We start from the raw sequence: 18925 nt of genomic DNA, 5'->3' as shown, positions 1-18925 counted from the left end.
CCTTCCGATCGGGTGTTATAATGGGTTTACGGGGTGATGTTGTGTGATCAACTGGAACACGAATTTCATAAGGAGGCTTGGTAGGTCCGGCAAGGGTGAATATTTCCGCAGAAGTTTAATCCTTGTATTGCTGATTACCAGTGTTCCTTCAGCCTTGATCGCGGTTAGCAATTACCTGATTGGGACCAGCCAGATCGAGAAGCAAGTCAATAAGCTGCATAAAGTAAAGATTGAGCAGTTCTCCCAGGCAATGAACGAACAAATTTCGCAGATGGAATTGGTGTTAAGCCGGTGGTCGACTAATCCAATGTTCGGTGATCGATTAGACCGAATTGAATTCATTGAACAGATTTCGCAAACACAGGATTTGATGCAAAATATGCTTGTTGTCGGTGGATCCAATTTGCTGATCAGTGACGCCCAACTATATTTATCTCGCCAAGACGCAATGATCGGGTCGGATGGAATTCACTATCTAAACGATGAACAGACCACTTCGTTCCAAGCTATCTTGCACAACGATGCTGGTTTGCTTTGGGCGTACGGGCTTCCGGATTTCGCCAGCAAGACATCTGTTTCACCAGTATCGCTGATCTTTAAGCTTCCATGGGCATCGGATTCGCCTTTTGGCGCATTTGTCGTTCATTTGAGCCGTAAGGAGCTGTTAACGATGCTCGAACATTACGTCGCGGATGGACAAGGTGCGGCTCTGCTTATTCGACCCGATGGGGACTGGGTGGCCAAGCCTGAAGACAACAATTTGGCCTTCCAAGAGCAGTTAAGAAGTGAGATCAGGCGGCATCAAGGGGATCGTGGGGAATTTTCGTTTCATTGGGAAAAGCAATCATTTGTTGTCACTTATGGTACAGTTTCTAAAACGGGATGGATATACGCCATCGCAAGTCCCGTCACAGAATTAACCGGTCCAGTCGTTCTGACATCCAAGCTTATACTTGGAACGAGTATGATCGGCATTCTCGTGTCGATTTTGCTTGGGTGGTTTGCTTCAAACCAATTGTATAGACCGATCGGTAATTTGGTTGCTTTATTCCGATCCGGGCGAGAGGATACTTCCGTTCCGATTAGGCGGGAAATGCAATTTATTGAAGACGAATGGATGAAGTTGTCCAGTGAGAGCGTGAGTATGCGGGATCGAATCCGGCAGTCGCTTCCTTTCCTGAGAGAAGGATTCTTTCTTCAGCTTGTCCAGGGACATTTGTATGCGTTGCGAGAGCAAGAGCTGCAAACTCGAATGGGAGAGCTCGGACTAGACGCCACGAATCGGAAGATATCCTTATTGTATGTTCAATTATCAGGCCTTAGCGAGTCGAAACGGTTCCGGGAACACGATCAACAGCTGGTTACATTCGCTGCAGCTAATATTGTCGGAGAGATCTCGGCTGCACGTGCCACTTCCTCACATATCATTAACTTTCAGGATCTATCTGTCGGTGTTCTTTTACTGTACCCAGGAGATGCCGATTCAGAAGATATTCGCAATGAGTTGTTCGTTTGGTCACATGAGATGGCGATAACTCTCAGTAACGTGCTCGGATTGCAGGCTACGGTTGTACTAGGCAAACTTACCCTTCAGGTAGGACAAATTCCTGAAATGCTGGAACAAGCACGGCAGACGGCTAAATTCCGGGATGTGCAGGAAAACAATCAGGTTATCGATATGGAAGAAGTGACGTTAAGCTCGCGACCAGCGGTTCCATTCCCTTTTAACGTCGAAAAAGAGCTCCTTCAGGTCATGCGACTTGGGATGGAGGAAGAGGCTTATGTCCTGCTTGACCGTTTTGTCGAGGAGGTGGAGGCAGCAGCAGAATGGGATTTAGCTGTACGTCAGTCCCTGTTGCAACTCGTATACGGGATGCGCCACATGTTTATTGAGACCGGTTTTCAGCAGCATCCTCTCCTGAGCGACAGCCATTTAATAGAAGAACTGTTTGCGGTGAATGAATCGGCACAGCTCAAGAAGATGGTCAAGGCAAGAATCATGGCGCCATATTTAGAACAATTCCAAGTTCTTCAGAGCGGTCGTATGCGGCAAATTATCGAACAGGTGATTCGCCTCATGGAGGAGCGCTACTGCGAGGATTTATCTTTGGACGAATGCGCACGGGCTGTTGCCTCGAATCCTTACACGCTCAGTAGATCGTTTAAACAGGTGACCGGTTATAATTTTGTCGATTATTTAACACGCTTGCGAATCGGGAAAGCGAAAGAGCTGTTGCTTACAACGGGATTGAAAGTAAATGAAATCGCGGAGCAAGTAGGTTACCAGCACTCCTATTTTAATAAAATATTTAAAGGGAGCGAAGGCATTACGCCGACGCAATTCCGCAATCAATACAAATCATAGAAAAAAAGGAGGGATCGCATGATAAGACTGTTTGAGACTCATTATGTCCGACAAGTGACTGAATTGGAAGGCCTGTGGGACTTCATTCCGTTGGCTCCAGGGCAGAATATTCCTGCCAGGGGCATGGAGGGATACCCTTACAGGCTTGTAGTGCCCGGCTGCTGGGAGCAGCATCCGGAGCTAGCCTCCTACCGGGGGCGTGGAGCCTATCGACGGATGATCCGGATTGACGAAATAACCTCATTGCGGTTCGAGTTTAAGGGTGTCAGCCACACAGCTAGAGTGTTCTTTGATGGTACTTTACTAACAGAACATTATAATGCGTACACAGCTTTTACGGCGAAAGTGCACGATGTCCAGCCGGGGCTGCATGAGCTGATCGTCGAGGTGGACAATTCGTTCAGTGCAGCTTCGTCCCTGCACATCCCCAATGATTATTATACGTATGGCGGATTGATTCGGCCTGTGGTTATGGAACATATAGGGGACAGCTGCATTGAAGCAATTAAGTTCATACCCCATTGGGACCAAGATGGCTGGAACGCGTGTATTACCGCTTCCGTTCACAACGAATCGGGACGGATGCAAACTGTAAGGTTAATAGGGCAACTAGCCTCTACCCATCTTGACTTTGGTACATTAGAGCTGCAAGCGGGAGTCGAGGGTGAGATGTTTTTGACGCAATCTTTCAGCTTTCCCGATGTACGCCCATGGTCAGCTGAGAATCCTCAACTGTACGAACTACGACTTGAGCTTCATGACGTGAATAGGGGATTGGCGATTGACGATTTGGTAGAGAGGGTTGGATTCCGTGTTGTAGAGACCATAAACGGAAATATTCTGTTAAACGGCGAGCCTATCCAATTGAAAGGATTTAATCGTCATGAAGATCATGCACTTGCCGGTCCCTCGCTTCCCTTGTCGCTGATGGTAACAGATTTGGAGTTAATGGTCGGAACCGGAGCCAATGCAGTCAGAACGAGCCACTACCCGAATGACGAGCGCTTTCTTGATCTTTGCGATGAGCGGGGTATATTCGTCTGGGAGGAGAATCATGCGCGGGGTCTCAGTCTGGAGCAAATGCGCAATCCAAATTTTATCCTCCAGTGCGAAACGGTAAACCGGGAAATGGTGGAGCAGCACATCAACCATCCATCGATTATTTTATGGGCGATTCTCAACGAATGTGCAAGCGATTCTGAGGAAGGACGGGAGCATTACCATCGCCAAATGCAGCAAATTCGCAAGCTGGATGCAAGCCGCCCACTGACTTTCGCCTCCCACCATAGGGAGAAGGAACTATGTTTCGATTTGGCGGATGTGATCTCCGTCAATTTGTATCCTCAGTGGTACACCGATGAAGATCCAGGAGAGTTAAGTGATCGAATTCGGGCTTATGCCGAAGAGAACGGGGGCAGAGGAAAGCCTATGATCATAAGCGAGTTCGGGGCGGACGGATACTATGGATTTCGCTCACCGATTCGGGTTAAGGGCTCTGAAGAACGCCAAGGAGACATCTTGGAGCTTAATTTAGCAGCGTATGCTTCCCGGTCTTATTTATCAGGCACCTTTATATGGCAGTTTTGCGACTGCCGGGTCACGGAAGGTACTGGTTGGCTCTTGACGCGAGCAATGACGAAAAACAGCAAAGGAATCGTAGATGAGTACAGACGGCCTAAGCTGGCGTATGATGTTGTAAAGAAATATTATGGATGTTAAAGTGAATTCCCGATAACGGTTGTACCTTTCAACTTATGAGGAGAGTGGTAATTTCACAGTTATGGTCCGGCTTATGAATCGGAACGAATGTTCATGCCAGGTGAGAGATTTACAGCCTCGGCTTATCTACTTATCAAATTTTACGCACAACCTCATACAGCTTACCGCACGATGCTCAATTTCACTTGGCGGATGCATGACCTTCCAACCCTGCCGCGTCTTAATGCCGATCGTATTTGGGAGCTCGGCATCGCTTAACTGGAGATTTGCGATTTTGTTCTAGCTGTGCAGTCGCCGAATGGGAAGATAGGTAAATCTTGGACAAATGACGGAAACCCTCATCATTCGGAAGGTACAGTTGTATGCTTTTTGATTCCGCCGCTCGTCAAGGCTTAAGCCAAGGCCGCATGGGAAAATGCGACAATAGGGATTTCGGACGGCTTGCTAATTATGGGCAAACAGCGACCAGCAGGCAGCCAGGATGAAGCATTTTTCCATATGCGCTGGGGGACGTTTCTAATGTTTCGCAATGGCTGGTAGCTTGGCCTACTGCCCTCCGTCTCGAAGTACTGCGTCGTGTCAAAAATAAAGTAGAATAGAAATTATCCAGAAATAGATTTAAAATAATATATGAAACAAAGGGATTTACATATTATGTAAGACTAATATGTAAATCCCTTTAACTTTTCGGGCTGAGGAGAGCCCTTTTGTTGAAGATTTATTGTTACGCTTACAAGAGTTAAATGATAGCTAAAGGGGCACGTTAGTTCAGCGATCCAGAGAACAGTGTGCTCCGACTTAGTCATGATCAAAGTGAGGTTTATTCTTACTGGGGCTACCTGTAAACAAAGTTTTGAAAGGAGAAGTTCTAGATGGACGACAAAAAGATGTACCATGAAGTCAATAAAAATCATGAAAAGGTTTTTCCTACTACTTGGTATGCAGTAGCGTGGTCAAAGGAGTTGGAGAAAAGTCCGATTAAACGTACATTACTTGGCAAGGATCTCGTTTTGTACCGTAACCTTGCTGGCAAAGTTAGTGCCGTTCATGCTTACTGTCCGCATCGCGGTGCTGACTTGTCGCTAGGCACATGCCGCGATGGACAATTGGTCTGTCCTTATCATGCATGGAGATTTGATACCGATGGAAGATGCATCGAAATCCCGGCTCACCCGAATCGTCCCATTCCTGCGTTTGCCCATACGTTTACCTACCCTGTCACAGAACGTGCAGGACTGCTGTGGGTGTATCCCAAAGCAAATGATAAATGCAATGCTGATGCAATACCCGAATTGCAAATTTTCCCCGAACTCGAAGATCCGCAATATATTGCTGCGCCGTATGGAGCCATTTGGAGAGCACATCTTACGCGCGTCATTGAAAGTGTCATTGATGTTGCACATGTCCCGATCGTACATCGTTTGACGATTGGAAAAAAATTAAAAGAAGAGATTCAAATCACCTTCGAGGCCGACGGAGACCATATACATGTGAAAAATGGCAACGGTTTGCTTCATTATCAATTTCCGCAGAATTGGATTTTGACAATCCCCAAACAGACACGCAACAAAATTTACAACTATGTCACCTTTACGCCTATCGATGAGAATATGACCGCGATTTTCGGTTTGGCAGGGCGAAACTTTGGAAAATCTGTTCTAGGCATGAACACGATTTTTTCTAGGTATAGCGCCAAGGTATTGGAAGAGGACCGTATAATTGTCGAGAGTCAGCATCCGAGACCTATTCCAGAGGCGTTACGTATGGAAGCTCATGTGCCTGCTGACGGACCTCAAGTGAGGTTCCGACAGCGATGGTACGATTTTCTCACTGGAGATGAACAGAAGATAAGACTTAATGATAGAATTCGTTCCGATTCATAACATTAATTAATTTTAATTCGTCCAACTGCTCCTAGACTTGTGCTCGATAGCTTTTCCCTAGTTCTGCGTTTTACTTTCGGGAACAGGATATTTACCGGTAAGGTGTGCCAGCTTCTCGACGTTTTCCCATAGATCGCTATCCGGTACGTTAATACAAGTTTCGGGGTATGCCGAAGATTTTCAAGCGTTTTACCCTCTACTCCAATCCCAAGCACAAGATATTGTCCAAGTGCCCAAGAGGAGGATATAGGACTAATATTGGTCGTGTTGTCTTCGTTTAAAATTGTGACTAAGAGAAATAACTAGGGTTACTTCCAGGGAGAACTTGAGAAGCATTCGGGGCTTAGTCATGCTTATATCAGCTTAAATTAACTATTCAGTAAAAACACACAAGCAATTGTCATTAAAACATCTTAGAGAATTTGGATTAGAAAATATAGAATCTAAGAAGTTCGTCTTTCAATTTTTAAATCTTTGTACGGAGAGCATTATTTACAACATCCAATGTATTTAATATTGGGTAAATTACGATTAAAATTTATTAATGAGAATATATCGACAGTAAATTAGTGGTTGTTCACTTTTGTGATCAACCACTTTTTATTTAGGTTTACTAGGAATTGTTAATACTGAACCACCAAATATATAAGGATATTTATGGAAATTTCTATACATAAGGTCTAAGAAGACTCTCCCGCAATGAAGTACATGTCATACGGATATGACGTATCTGCACCTGATAGGCTGCTTCGATTTAAACAACATATGACAATTTGAACAGATAGCAATCCAAACGAATATTGATGTGCTTACATTTACAAAAAAATTAGGGTAAACTCCTATTTCGGGTTTTTTCTCATTATGGAATTTATGTAAGGCGACGTGGGATCGGGACTGGTTGGGTGAGTATAAAATCAGCGATTTCTCTTGGCTGGATGGCACGATTCAAACCGTTGATCCCTACAAGTATTAAGGAGGAATCAGCGTAGTCATTGGTTAAGCAACAAATAAGGATGCATCCTAGGCTGTGTCCTTATTTGCTGTGCGCCACGCATGGCGATTAACTTGGCGGTGAAAAGCAAGGGGGGTCCATCGCGAGGTGGAGTCTGAAGGAAGCTAGAATCATGAACTTGTTTCCCTCAGATTTGATTAATAGAATCGTTATATTTTTTGATAGTTTTATTATAGAGTAAGTAATGAATCTTATGTACGCTTAGGATATGGTATCATTCATTCTTTCCGTCAGCTCATTGGGCCTTTTGAAATTTTGAAAATTACGAGGTGATGCTATGAACAGCCGGACCTTCTTACAAGCCTTGCTTGCGCATGAAACGGAGCATAAACAACTTTTTCATGAAGCGCATAGATTGAGTAATATTCAGTCGAAAGATAATACGGTATTCCAAACGTTGTATAACGAAATTCTGTCGAATGCGGACGGATATTTGAACAAGCCGATTGAGGCGCTGACTTTTACATTGTTTAACTTATTTCGGACACAGGGGACACGCGCAGAGTTTGAACTGGCGTATTTTGACCGCCGCCGGCGTCTGGCTGCTCTTGTCATCGCTGCGCTTCGAGATGAAAGCAACACGTATATTTCTGCACTGGAAGATACGATTTGGGCAATGTGCGATGAATTTACCTGGTGTTTGCCAGCGCATTTAAATATTCACGATGCTGCGCTGGAAGGAGAAGAAGACAAGCATATCGATTTGTTCGCTGCGGAGACAGCGCATGCGCTGAGCGAAACATGCCATCTGCTTGGGGACAGGTTGGGGTGCCAAGTGGTGAACCGGGTTCGTCAAGAAGTGCTGCGCAGAGTAATTACGCCTTACATGAGCGTAAAACGCGCTTTTTGGTGGGAGACATGTGATATCAACTGGGCGGCCGTGTGTGCGGGCAGTGTCGGGATGGCGGCTATTTATCTGCTAAAAGATTCCAAGGCACTGCTGCCGATCTTGACTCGTGTGATTGACGCAATGGACTGCTTCCTTGTGGGGTTTACGGACGAAGGTGCTTGCTTGGAAGGATTGGTCTACTGGAACTATGGTTTCGGCTATTATATGTATTTCTCAGAGTTGCTCAAACAGCGTACCGGCGGCAAATTAGATCTCTTGCAATCCTCAGAGAAGGTCCACAGGATCGCTCTGTTTCCGCAACGCTGCTTTCTGCATGGAAATCAGGTAGCCAATTTCTCGGACTGTTCCCGTGTCGGGGGCGTGCAGCCTGGTATTTTCAGCCGTTTAAGCGAACAATTTGCGGACATCCGGATTGCTTCACTCGACTATTTGGCACAGTCGATTGATAATTGTGGACGTTTGGCGGTAGCGCTTCGCAATGTTGCATGGCTGAATGAACCGCTGTTAAGGGAAAGAATCGGACTGCAGCAAGGGACAGACTTCCTGCCGGAAGCACAGTGGCTGATTGCGAGACATCAAGCAGGCGATCAGGAGGTTAGTTTTGCTGCGAAGGGCGGCCATAACGACGAGCCACATAACCATAATGATATTGGCAACTTCATATGGCTGGTGAATGGGGTCAGATGGATAGACGATTTGGGCGCAGGTCTATATACAAGAGCTTATTTCGGTACAGAACGGTATTCGATTCTGTGCAACAGTTCGTTAGGTCATAATGTTCCGATCGTAAATGGACAGTCTCAGCGAGAAGGGCGGGCTTACGCCGGACAGGTTCTTGAAATATCTTCTACCGAAACGGAAGATCGTTATAAGCTGAACATCGCCAAAGCGTACGAGGTTCCGGGGTTGCAGCGTCTAGAGCGAGAATTTGTGCTCGACAAGCAGAAAGGTAAGCTTACTCTGACGGATACCTTCGCATTTGTTGCGCCGGGTGCAGCAGTGACGGAACGATTTATCACACTAATAAAGCCTGAACTGGTGTGTGATGGGGAAATCCGCTTGGAAGCGGCGGGAAAAAGCCAATTGCTTCGTTACGAAGCCTCGAAGTTGATGGCCTCAATCACAACGGAGCGACATTTGGATCATGGTGGCTACGCCGAGAACGTATTCTTGATCGATTTGACAGCTTTCGAGGTAGGTGAAGGGACCAGCTTTACGGTTACGCTGGAGGAGGGAGGATAAAAAGCAAGCTAGTCCATGCAATCGAGCATGGACTAGCTTGCTTTCAAACGTGTGCTTTCAAACGCAAGCTTCCACTGCGAACCATTGCTTACTGGCGGCTACTGCCATGGGAGTGCTGTGTATATGCAAAGTGTCTTATTGATTGCCTAAGCAAATTGCCTTATAACCATGTACACTGATGCAAGCAGTTTGTATGGTTTTTTGCATTGCCAAGTAAGAAATGCCGATTATTGTTCATTTGGCGGAAATCCGCCATTTTTCTTTTGTATAAATAAAAAGTGAATAAAATCGTGACTTTTTCAGAAATAACGCATTGATGAAAAGGCTTACATCCTCTATATTGAGGGCAACACAAGAGATGAACATCTTGCAAGAAGGGACGAGACAGAATGACTACCACAACGATTGAAGCGAAAAAAACGCACAGCCCGGAGCATCTGAAAAGAAGGTTACTCATTAAAAAGTATCTCGATCACAAGTATTTCTTTATCATGCTGTGCCCCGTCTTCGCTTACTATGTCGTTTTTCATTACGCTCCAATTTATGGCGTTATTATCGCTTTCAAGGATTACAAAATTGCGAAAGGCATTTCCGGAAGTCCCTGGGTCGGACTTGACAATTTCAAGGAGTTGTTTACAGGGCTCTACTTTCTGCCCGTGCTGAAGAACACACTAATTATTAACTTTTACAAGTTGCTGTTTGGCTTCCCAGCGCCGATTTTGCTGGCGATTTTGATTAATGAAGTCCGTCTTCCTATATTTAAGAAAACAGTGCAAACCATTACGTACTTGCCCTACTTCCTCTCCTGGATTGTGTTGTCTGGAATCATTATCGAATTTCTATCGCCAAGCCGTGGGCCGATCAACATTATTCTTAGCATGCTAGGAATGAAACCGATCTTCTTTATGGCAAGCGTCGACTGGTTTCGATCGATTTTGGTCAGTACGGAAATTTGGAAGACAGTAGGCTTCAATGCAATTATCTATTTGGCAGCGATCGCCGGGATCAATCAGGAAATGTACGATGCCGCAGATGTGGACGGTGTTAGTAGAATTAAAAAAATATGGTACATAACATTACCTTCTCTAACGCCGGTTATTGTTATTCTTCTCATTCTGACATCCGGTCAAATCATTAACGACGATTTTGATCAAGTGTACAATATGTTGAACTCGAAAGTGAGCAGCGTCGGAGAGGTTATCGGGACTTACACCTATAGCGAAGGAATTCAAAAAATGAATTACAGCTACGCAGCAGCCGTAGGGCTATTTAAGAACGTAATTGCACTAATCGTCGTGTTAACCGCCAATTTCCTGGCCAAGCGTTTCAGTGACGAAACGATTTTCTAAATCAAGAACAATAGTTGAAGAACGGAGTGGAGCACGTATATGAACACCCGCCGACAAAGCAAACCCGACATCGTATTCTCCTATATGGTCTATCTGATTTTAGCTCTCTTCTCAATTGCCACCTTGCTGCCTTTTCTGCAAGTGCTAACACTGTCGATGAGCCCAATTGAAGTAGTCAACAGCTACGGCTTCCACTTTATCCCGACTGCTTTCGATTTGGCGGGTTATCGACAGGTGTTCCATAACGAGTTAATTTGGACGTCGTATGGGAACACAATTGTACGAACCGCACTAGCGATTGTACTGACTGTTTCCCTAACCTTCCTAGGAGCGTACCCTTTGTCCAAAAAAACATTGCCGAACCGCACCTTCTGGACTGGCTTCATTGTAATCACGATGTTTTTCTCCGGCGGCTTAATCCCGCTCTACATGCTGGTGAAAGGTCTCGGACTGATGAACAGTATCTGGTCGTTGATTCTGCCTGGTGCGATCAGCACGTTCCTACTGCTTGTTGTCAGAAATTTCGTGCATGAAATACCAGAGGCACTTGAAGAGTCCGCGAAGATGGATGGAGCGAACGACATTACGATTTTAATCAAAATTATTTTACCGCTTTCTATGCCGGTCTTGGCAACGGTCGCTCTGTACACAGGGGTCTATCACTGGAACGCCTGGTTTGATAGCATGCTGTACATCCAGTCGGAGAAGAAGCAAGTACTGCAGATGATTTTGCGCAAAATTGTGCTCGACGGAGATCTGGCATCCGCCGGTACGGAAACGGGAATGGTTGCTGTGAATACACAGTCCATGAAGCTGGCAACGCTGATCGTGTCCATTCTTCCCATTATTTGTGTCTATCCGTTTTTGCAAAAGTACTTCGTCAAAGGCACGTTAATTGGCTCTGTCAAAGGATAGTGCTCGTTGTTATTCCCCATTAGCGGGTTAACATATTCCAAGATAAATAATTAGGAGGGTTCTCACATGCAGAAAAAAACATTCTTCAAAGTATTAAGCGTTATCCTGTCCAGCACAGTCCTGGTCAGTATGCTCGCAGCTTGCATGAAAAGTGGAGAAACAGGTTCAGCCGGAGGGACGGCCTCTTCGGGCCCCAACGCCGCAGCACAAGGTCCGGTCACCATTGATTGGTTGGCGTACAACGCATTTGGCCAACCAGATGCAGATAATAGAATTCAGAAGATGGTCGAAGAACGGTTTAATGCCAAATTTAATGTATGGTACATAGATCCGAATAAGTGGGTAGATACGATGAACATTAAGCTGGCGGCTGGAGAAATGCCTGATGTTATGCTCATCAAGCCTGACTACAACATGGTTTCCAAATACGTAGCCAACGGCGTGCTTGCTCCGATCCCGGAAGACATGATTCGTAAATTTGCGCCAAACTACGCAAAAACGATTGATAAATACAATCTATGGAATGCGGTAAAAAGCGATGGTAAAATCTACGCGCTGCCGAACATCAACACGAACGGGGAGTACCCGACAGCGCTAATCTGGCGCCAAGACTGGCTGAAAAATGTAGGCATTACAAAAACGCCGGAGACGCTTCAGGAGTTTGAAGATGCACTGTTGAAATTCCGCAATAACGATCCGGATAAGAACGGTAAAAAGGATACGTACGGCCTGTCGGATTATGCCTTGCCAGCCATTCTGGGCGCCTTCGGCTATCCCGGAATATCCGATTTCAAGAATGCCGGCAAAGGCATCGTCAACCTCGATTACACTCAAAAGGATGGTAGAATTACCTTCGCCGCCATTCAACCGGAAATGAAGGATGCGCTTAAGCTGCTGGCCAAATGGTATAAGGAAGGGTTAATCGACCCTGAGTTCATCACTTCCGAAAACACAGGCGGCTATTGGGCCGATTCCAATGCGATGACGAATAATCGCATCGGTCTTACAGGTAAAGGGATGTTCTACCACTGGCGTGATAAAATGGACCCTGCTAACCCTGCCGATGTAGGAGGCGGCTCCTTCCAGAACTTAAAGAAATCGCAGTCTAACGCGGAAATTGTGTTCGGCAAGCCGCCTGTAGGCCCGAACGGCAAGTCAGGGACAATGCAATGGGGCGTGAATTCGACGCCTGTGGGTATTACAACAAAGGGCGCCAAGGATTCGCGCAAAATGGAAACCATTTTGAAAATGATCGAAACGACAAATACAGATTACAATTACTACAAAACAACATTCAGCGGTATGGAGGGCGAACAGTGGAAAGAAGAGAATGGAAACTATATCAGCTTGACACCAACGGCTACAACGGCAGAAAATACAAAAAAAGGAATTAGCGTTTTCCACGCGGTCGAAGTTCCTGATTTCAACAAAAAGATAAGCAAGTTCTTATTCCAGTTTGCCGATACTGTAAAAACGACAGGCTACGTTCCATTCCTTGCGCCGACAGTTGACTCCTTCACTAAAAATGCGGTGAATTTAACCAAACTGACAGATGAGTACTACCTCAAAATTATTACGGGTGAAGCCAGCCCAGATGTCTTTGACGAATTCGTTAAAAAATTTAAAGCTAACGGCGGGGATGAAATTGAAAAAGATGTGAATGCCACCTACAATAACATGATTGGCAAATAAATAACTGACGAGGGTAGAAGCGGCTCACGGGGGCCTGCTTCTATTCTACGTTTGAAGTCTGAAGGGAGAGGTTAACATGAAGCGCACTAAAATAAACAAAACAAATGGTCAGCAACATTTTTTCCAACGATTATTTTTGTTTAATCTCATGTTGGTCGTTCTCATTACTTTCATTCCTGTTGCCGTCTATTATCATTATTTTAGTAAAGCGCTGAATGAACAATTGGAGAATTTAAATCTCAAGACCGCTCTTCAATTCCAGAACTCAATTGATAATGAATTTCTGAAAGACAGGATGAAAGCGCTTCAGACTTACTTTCTGGATTCGACGGTTGATGATACTTTCACCAAACCAATGACGGATTCCATTCGCTACGATACGATAGCAATCCTGCGCATAGCCAACCAATTGGATACCTTGCGCAATAACTTGCAGAACGTTAGTTCAATTGATGTTTATTACAAAAATGACAACGTCCTTTTCTACAATTCACGTTTTTGCTTTATGAATGAAATGACTTGTAACATTGGCGCCAGACGGGATTGGCTGGATGAGTTTCAAACAACAGAGTCGCAAGTTCGCTGGATTCCACCCAGACAGGTTGACGCTTCAGATACAGGGCCTATTATTACTTATGTAAGAAGCATTCCATACTTTGCCCCTCCCGAGAAGCGGAAAGCGATCATTGCGTTCAATATGGAACAAAATACATTGAAAAAATCACTGCAGGCGCTAAAAAAGCCCGAGGATGGCCTCATCTTAATTGTAGACGAACAAGGGAATATCATCGCGCATAATCAGATTAAGGATCAAGTGGCTGAGCTGCAAGATGAACGCATGCCTTGGATCGCTCAAGTGCTCGGGGATCGGACTGAAGGTATGTTTAATACGGATATTGCGGGCAATTCGACCATGGTTTCCTATACGAAGTCACAGTATAATGACTGGCACTACGTTTCATTGGTTAATAGAGATTTATTTTACAAAAGATCAATTGATCTCAAAAATTGGCTGATCTCTGTCGTGCTGCTGATTTTATCTGTTAGCGTTCTAATCTCCTACATCCTAACAAAGCGTGCGCATAAACCGATTCGCCATGTGATTGGTGACTACTCGACTAAGCTTGTAGACTTGCACCTTAAGGCAGAAATCAATAAGCCGGTCATTCGGCATAATTATATTATGAGTTTGTTGCATGACGAAACGTTTACCCAAGCCTATTTGCTGACCAATGACTTAGTTAAAGCAGATATGCCCTGGAAGCAATTTTGTTCGTTTGTTATTCAAACGCCGAAGTTGGAGCAATTTGAAAATGAGTACGCAGCGTCGTTTCATTTAATTGCTTTACTGGAAGAAAATACGGATCCCGACTTTCAAATATGGGCGATCAAGGATTACAGTAAACAAATTCAGGGCATTCTCTTTTGGGATGATCACGCTAGCTTGTCTGGCATTCTCGAGCGAATTGTTGATCATATTGTGACTATTTATGACGACCAATATGTGCTTGCCTACGGAAAAACATATACGATCGGGGAAACGCCCATTTCTGTTTCTTACCAGGAAGCGCTTGTAGCGTTGAAATACGCGTACTTGTTACCGAAGGCGAGCAGATTGAGTTATGCACAACTCGATGTCGCTGCTAGACGAAGATCCGGAAGTTCGGAGAGGGTGTTAGGCGAGATCGAGGGTTGCATCCGCCTCTGCGATACGGAGAAGGCGTCTCAGCTATCCGAGACGCTGAAGAATGACTTGATTGAGATCCCCTGCACCGTTGAATACGCTCACAATTTGTACGCTGAGGTTATGATTACGCTGCGAAAATCGATGGAAGCCATGGGACTAAATTCCCTGCAATTATTCGGATATGACATTCGGGAAAAGTATAAAGATTTCGAGAACATAGAACTACTCTCCGCTTGGATGACGGGATTGATGGAAAAGGCGATCGCTGCCATCGAAGAGAGAAAGATGAGCTACGATCACAACGTTGAGTTCAAGATTAAAAATTATATTCATAAACATTTATACGACGACATCAGCTTGGAAGTTGTTGCTGAGGAATTGAACATTAAGGCCAACTACTTAGGCAAATTGTTTAAAAAAAGCACGGGCATCAATTTCATGGAGTATCTGACGGATTGTCGACTTGCGGAAGCAGAGAAGCTGCTCAAAGAAAATCAACTGACTGTGAATGAAATTGCTAATAAGCTGGGGTATAATTCCACGAATCATTTCATTCGTATTTTTAAAGAGAAATATGGAGATACACCCAAAAAATATCAATTGATGTTCAGGTAACGATATGATCCTTGGAGGCGGCACTCAGGATTTATTCCTGGTGCCGCCGTTTCTATATTCTCGAGCACTTTGCTGACTTGAATTCATCAGCGATCCCTGCTTAATTTACTTACTACATTGAGTTATTTCATTAAGCTCTCTTTGAACGTACTGAACATCCAGGCATTAATGTCCCAGGTATCCGCGACCGGCATGTTCGTATAAGGCTGTGTTTGGAGATAGGGAGAGGGACCAAATTCAGGTGTAAACGTGAACTGGGTGTGACCTGCATCACGGTGTTCCTGTGCAATCATGGTCCACCACTGCAAATGTTGTTTCACATAGGGTTCATAGTAGGGATCCCTTGGATCTGGTACCTGTGGCCCCTCCGGGTAGCCGACTCTCCCGTGAATATGAATGGCGCGGGAGATAGCTAGCTGCATATCTTCATCCGCTTCAAGCGGCATGCCTTCACAAGCGACCATCCAATGACTGAAATCCGCGTTAATGTGTAATTCAGGGAATTTCCGCAGCAAGGCAGCTGTTGTCCAAGGCACGAACATGGCTCTTCCTCGATGAGTTTCATGGGCTACAGGGATCTGAATAGCTTGCTCTACGGCAAGTGCTTCCTCGAAAAAAGCACATTGCTGGTCAAAAGCCATGGAATCCTTGGCGCTGTGAGAGACAATTATAACGGGATTCAGGTCACGAAGCCGAGCTATTTTTTCTCGAAAGGAGCCTACATGATCGGGTGCTTGCGTGCTGATTTGGCCAATAAATTGCAGGCCCAAGTTTTCCAGCTTTTTAGCGAACACAGCATCATCTTTGGGATTTTGAGGTGGAATAAATTCAATGCCGTCAAAGCCGGCTTCTGCGATTTTTTCCATGATTGCTTCTGTTTCTCTATTCATCTGCCATGCAATGGGGAGTAAATCCCAGAATGACCGGAAACCAAGCACATTCATCCGAATTGCCTCCAATTAGTGACTAGGTGTTGATACATTGACAAATGGATTTCCGGCAATATCTTTTCCACGCGCCAGCCAAATTTTGTGACCTGGATTTTTTTCTGGGAGCACCTTCGCTTCCGTGGAGAAATAACGCATTGTGTATCCGCAGCGGCGATATTCGCTTGTGTTGGCTGCAGCGCCATGCATGATACGAGAATCGTGGAGAGAGCATTCTCCAGGCTGGAGCTCAAAATAAACAGCTTTTGATCCATCAACATTTTTAATTTGTGTGCCAAAGGTATTGGAGGCGCCATCTACATTCTCATATTCGGAGAACCCGTTCTCATGTGTTCCTGGAATGACGCGCATACAGCCATTTTCTTTCCAGCTGCGATCGATAGCCAACCACACGGTCACAATGCTGTCGAATCGATCCAGGCGTCCATTCCAGTAGGCAGAATCTTCATGCCATGGCGTGGCGCGTCCTACGAGCGGATCCTTACAAATGAAATGAGACGACCATAGGCCGATATTCGGTCCGATGATGGGCTCAACGAGATCCAAGACATCATCACTTAACAAAAATTCAAGCAATCTTTCGTCACGGAAGTGCGGAGTGTCTAATTCATCGGATAGCTTGCTGCCCTTCAGCGCCAACTGTTCTTCGAAAATCGCGGTCAACTCAGCTTGCTTCTCAGCGCTAAATAATGGCTTTTTGTAAATCGAATAGCCTTGTTCCTTATAAAACTGTATTTCTTGTTCATTTAGCTTTAATTGTCCCATGTGCTTCATCCTCCATAAATGTATTGAGTTGATTTTTTCTTCTTTATAATATGATAAAATAAGGTCATCATCTTGTTTGGGAATGATCATTTTTGTGCTGTGTTGATATTCATGGAAAAGGGGAGATGTAGGGTGCGCGTTTACGCCAAAAATGTATTCCAGGATGAGCATGAGTTTCATTACATGGCTTATCGTTCGATTAAAGATACGACAGGACTGCATGACCATGACTTCTATGAAGTTTTTTTAACCTATGGAGGGGAAGTTTACCATCTAGTAAATAGTCAAAAAATCATACTCCCGAGCAACACGCTAGTGTTCATTCGGCCCCATGATTACCACGCCTATGAACGTATGGAGCAAGGAGATTGTCAGATTATGAATGTTGCTTTCCCAGCACAGACTATGGCAGCTTTACAAGTTTATTTAGGGAGTGGCCAACCGATCGAGCAGTTGTTAGACGCGCCATTACCACCCTGCACAACCCTAACTCTTTCCGAGACTCATCAATGGCTGGACCGTTTTCAGCAGCTTGCATGGTCTTCTTTTACGAATGAACGAAGTATTGAGGCCAACATCTTATTTAAAATGATGATTACAGAGGTGCTGCAAAAATTTGTCCCTCATTTGGATGCTGGGAAAGATGAGAATGTCCCTGCGTGGTTAGTACATTTGAAAAATCAAATGAGTAAAAAGGAGCATTTTACAGTAGGCTTGGCAGCGATGTATCAGCTTAGTGAAATGAGCGCGGAGCATATTAGCAGAAGCATTAAAAAACATTTTGGCTGCACGCCGACAGATTGGATTAATCATTTTCGTTTGCGTCATGGGGCTAACCTGCTGGTGTCAACGGATATGGAGATTATTGAGGTTGCGATGGAGTCCGGTTTCGAGAACCTAAGTCATTTCTATCATCTGTTTAAAAAGAAGTTTTATCTTTCGCCTGCGCGCTACAGGAAAGCCAATAAACGCGATGTCATTCCAGCAGCCTCAAATAATCCTCATGCTTACTCGCATTTTCCCGATATGAACTAGGCGACATGTCCATCATTTTATGAAACACCTTGCCGAAATAACTAACATCGTGATAGCCACAACGAGATGCGATTTCCTTAATGGAGAGATGAGGATTTTGCAGCAGCTCGGCGGCTTTTTCGATTCTTCGATTACGGAGATAATCCATGGTGCTGACATGATAATAAAGGGGGAACATTTTACATAAGTAGTACTTGTTAATTCCCGCAACTTCCGCTAAATCATCCAAGGAGATATCGGAGGCATAATGAGAATCAATATGACTTGCAACTTTGCGGTAAGAAGCCGGTATCTCATGCGGAGAGACGGCTTCTTTGCTTTGAAGAAATCGTTGAAGAGCCAGCAGCCATTCATAAATGCGCAGGGATAGATCAAAGCGGTCACCTACCTGCTTTTGGTTCACATCCTCATATAGTTTCCATAGCAATGTAATTGGTGCGGCTTCGGGAAGCAAGTGGATAACGTTGTTGTGTCCACCGAAAAGCTCTTTTCGCAGCCCTTCTCCTCGAATGCCCTCGAATCGAATCCAAATGAATTCCCATGGATCCGTGGTTTCAGGAGAATACCAGTAGGTGTGATCACTCGGGATTTGAACGAAGAATGCTTGATGTTTGCAGATCTCCATGTGTTCCTCGCCAATGCGCAGCATGCCTGTTCCTTTAAGTGTAAATTGAAAAATAAAGCCTGATCCATCGCGTTTCATGCCATTCCAGTGATAGTTGGGATCAAGCGTGATTTCATGGCCGATGGACACAAGTTTAAATAAGTGATGATCTTCGTTGGTATAACGGAATCCGAAAGTTTTTTTCACAATATTTTACCACTCCGATTCAAAATGTTCCTATTTTT

At 44.8% G+C, this 18925-nt stretch carries 13 protein-coding genes; 10 read left to right on the top strand and 3 right to left on the bottom strand.

The window, feature by feature from the left end; translation table 11 throughout:
• Positions 1–43 precede the first annotated feature (43 nt).
• The 9 genes from RQP52_RS13880 to RQP52_RS13835 all read left to right on the top strand — a co-directional run bounded on the left by RQP52_RS13880 (position 44) and on the right by RQP52_RS13835 (position 15329).
• Complete coding sequence (locus RQP52_RS13880; protein WP_315952212.1) at positions 44–2365, top strand: AraC family transcriptional regulator; 2322 nt, start codon at positions 44–46, stop codon at positions 2363–2365.
• 18 nt (positions 2366–2383) lie between these two features.
• Entirely contained in the window at positions 2384–4084 is a 1701-nt protein-coding gene (locus RQP52_RS13875; RefSeq protein WP_315952211.1) for a glycoside hydrolase family 2 protein, read from the top strand.
• A 93-nt stretch (positions 4085–4177) separates the two neighbouring features.
• The gene (locus tag RQP52_RS13870) at positions 4178–4342 is read left to right on the top strand and encodes a hypothetical protein (protein ID WP_315952210.1); all 165 of its coding nucleotides are present in this window, start codon (positions 4178–4180) and stop codon (positions 4340–4342) included.
• Positions 4343–4956: 614 nt separating this feature from the next.
• Positions 4957–5967 carry an aromatic ring-hydroxylating dioxygenase subunit alpha gene (locus RQP52_RS13865; protein WP_315952209.1) on the top strand — a complete coding sequence of 337 codons (1011 nt, stop codon included), beginning with the start codon at positions 4957–4959 and terminating at the stop codon, positions 5965–5967.
• Between the two features lie 1289 nt (positions 5968–7256).
• Entirely contained in the window at positions 7257–9071 is a 1815-nt protein-coding gene (locus RQP52_RS13855) for a heparinase II/III domain-containing protein (protein ID WP_315952208.1), read from the top strand.
• Between the two features lie 389 nt (positions 9072–9460).
• On the top strand, positions 9461–10420 hold the full coding sequence (locus tag RQP52_RS13850) for an ABC transporter permease (RefSeq protein ID WP_315952207.1): 960 nt from the start codon (positions 9461–9463) through the stop codon (positions 10418–10420).
• Positions 10421–10459: 39 nt separating this feature from the next.
• Positions 10460–11335, top strand: coding sequence for a carbohydrate ABC transporter permease (locus RQP52_RS13845; RefSeq protein WP_315952206.1), 876 nt, complete (start codon positions 10460–10462; stop codon positions 11333–11335).
• 66 nt (positions 11336–11401) lie between these two features.
• Positions 11402–13027 (top strand): extracellular solute-binding protein, encoded by a 1626-nt coding sequence (locus RQP52_RS13840; RefSeq protein ID WP_315952205.1) that lies wholly within the window; start codon positions 11402–11404, stop codon positions 13025–13027.
• A 76-nt stretch (positions 13028–13103) separates the two neighbouring features.
• The gene (locus RQP52_RS13835) at positions 13104–15329 is read left to right on the top strand and encodes an AraC family transcriptional regulator (protein WP_315952204.1); all 2226 of its coding nucleotides are present in this window, start codon (positions 13104–13106) and stop codon (positions 15327–15329) included.
• A 122-nt stretch (positions 15330–15451) separates the two neighbouring features.
• On the opposite strand, the gene RQP52_RS13830 is transcribed toward RQP52_RS13835, so the two are convergent.
• Together RQP52_RS13830 and RQP52_RS13825 are read right to left on the bottom strand one after the other, a co-directional pair.
• Positions 15452–16273, bottom strand: coding sequence for a sugar phosphate isomerase/epimerase family protein (locus tag RQP52_RS13830; RefSeq protein WP_315952203.1), 822 nt, complete (start codon positions 16271–16273; stop codon positions 15452–15454).
• 15 nt (positions 16274–16288) lie between these two features.
• Positions 16289–17041 (bottom strand): phytanoyl-CoA dioxygenase family protein, encoded by a 753-nt coding sequence (locus tag RQP52_RS13825; protein ID WP_315952202.1) that lies wholly within the window; start codon positions 17039–17041, stop codon positions 16289–16291.
• A gap of 132 nt (positions 17042–17173) precedes the next feature.
• Here RQP52_RS13825 and RQP52_RS13820 point away from each other — a divergent pair, with 132 nt between their 5' ends.
• Complete coding sequence (locus RQP52_RS13820) at positions 17174–18076, top strand: helix-turn-helix transcriptional regulator (protein WP_315952201.1); 903 nt, start codon at positions 17174–17176, stop codon at positions 18074–18076.
• On the opposite strand, the gene RQP52_RS13815 is transcribed toward RQP52_RS13820, so the two are convergent.
• Complete coding sequence (locus RQP52_RS13815) at positions 18018–18887, bottom strand: helix-turn-helix transcriptional regulator (RefSeq protein WP_315952200.1); 870 nt, start codon at positions 18885–18887, stop codon at positions 18018–18020. The genes RQP52_RS13820 and RQP52_RS13815 overlap by 59 nt on opposite strands.
• Positions 18888–18925: the final 38 nt, after the last annotated feature.

The sequence above is a fragment of the Paenibacillus violae genome, from assembly GCF_032461945.1.
GTDB lineage: Bacteria > Bacillota > Bacilli > Paenibacillales > NBRC-103111 > Paenibacillus_E > Paenibacillus_E violae.
This window is presented reverse-complemented; position numbering and strand designations above follow the sequence as displayed.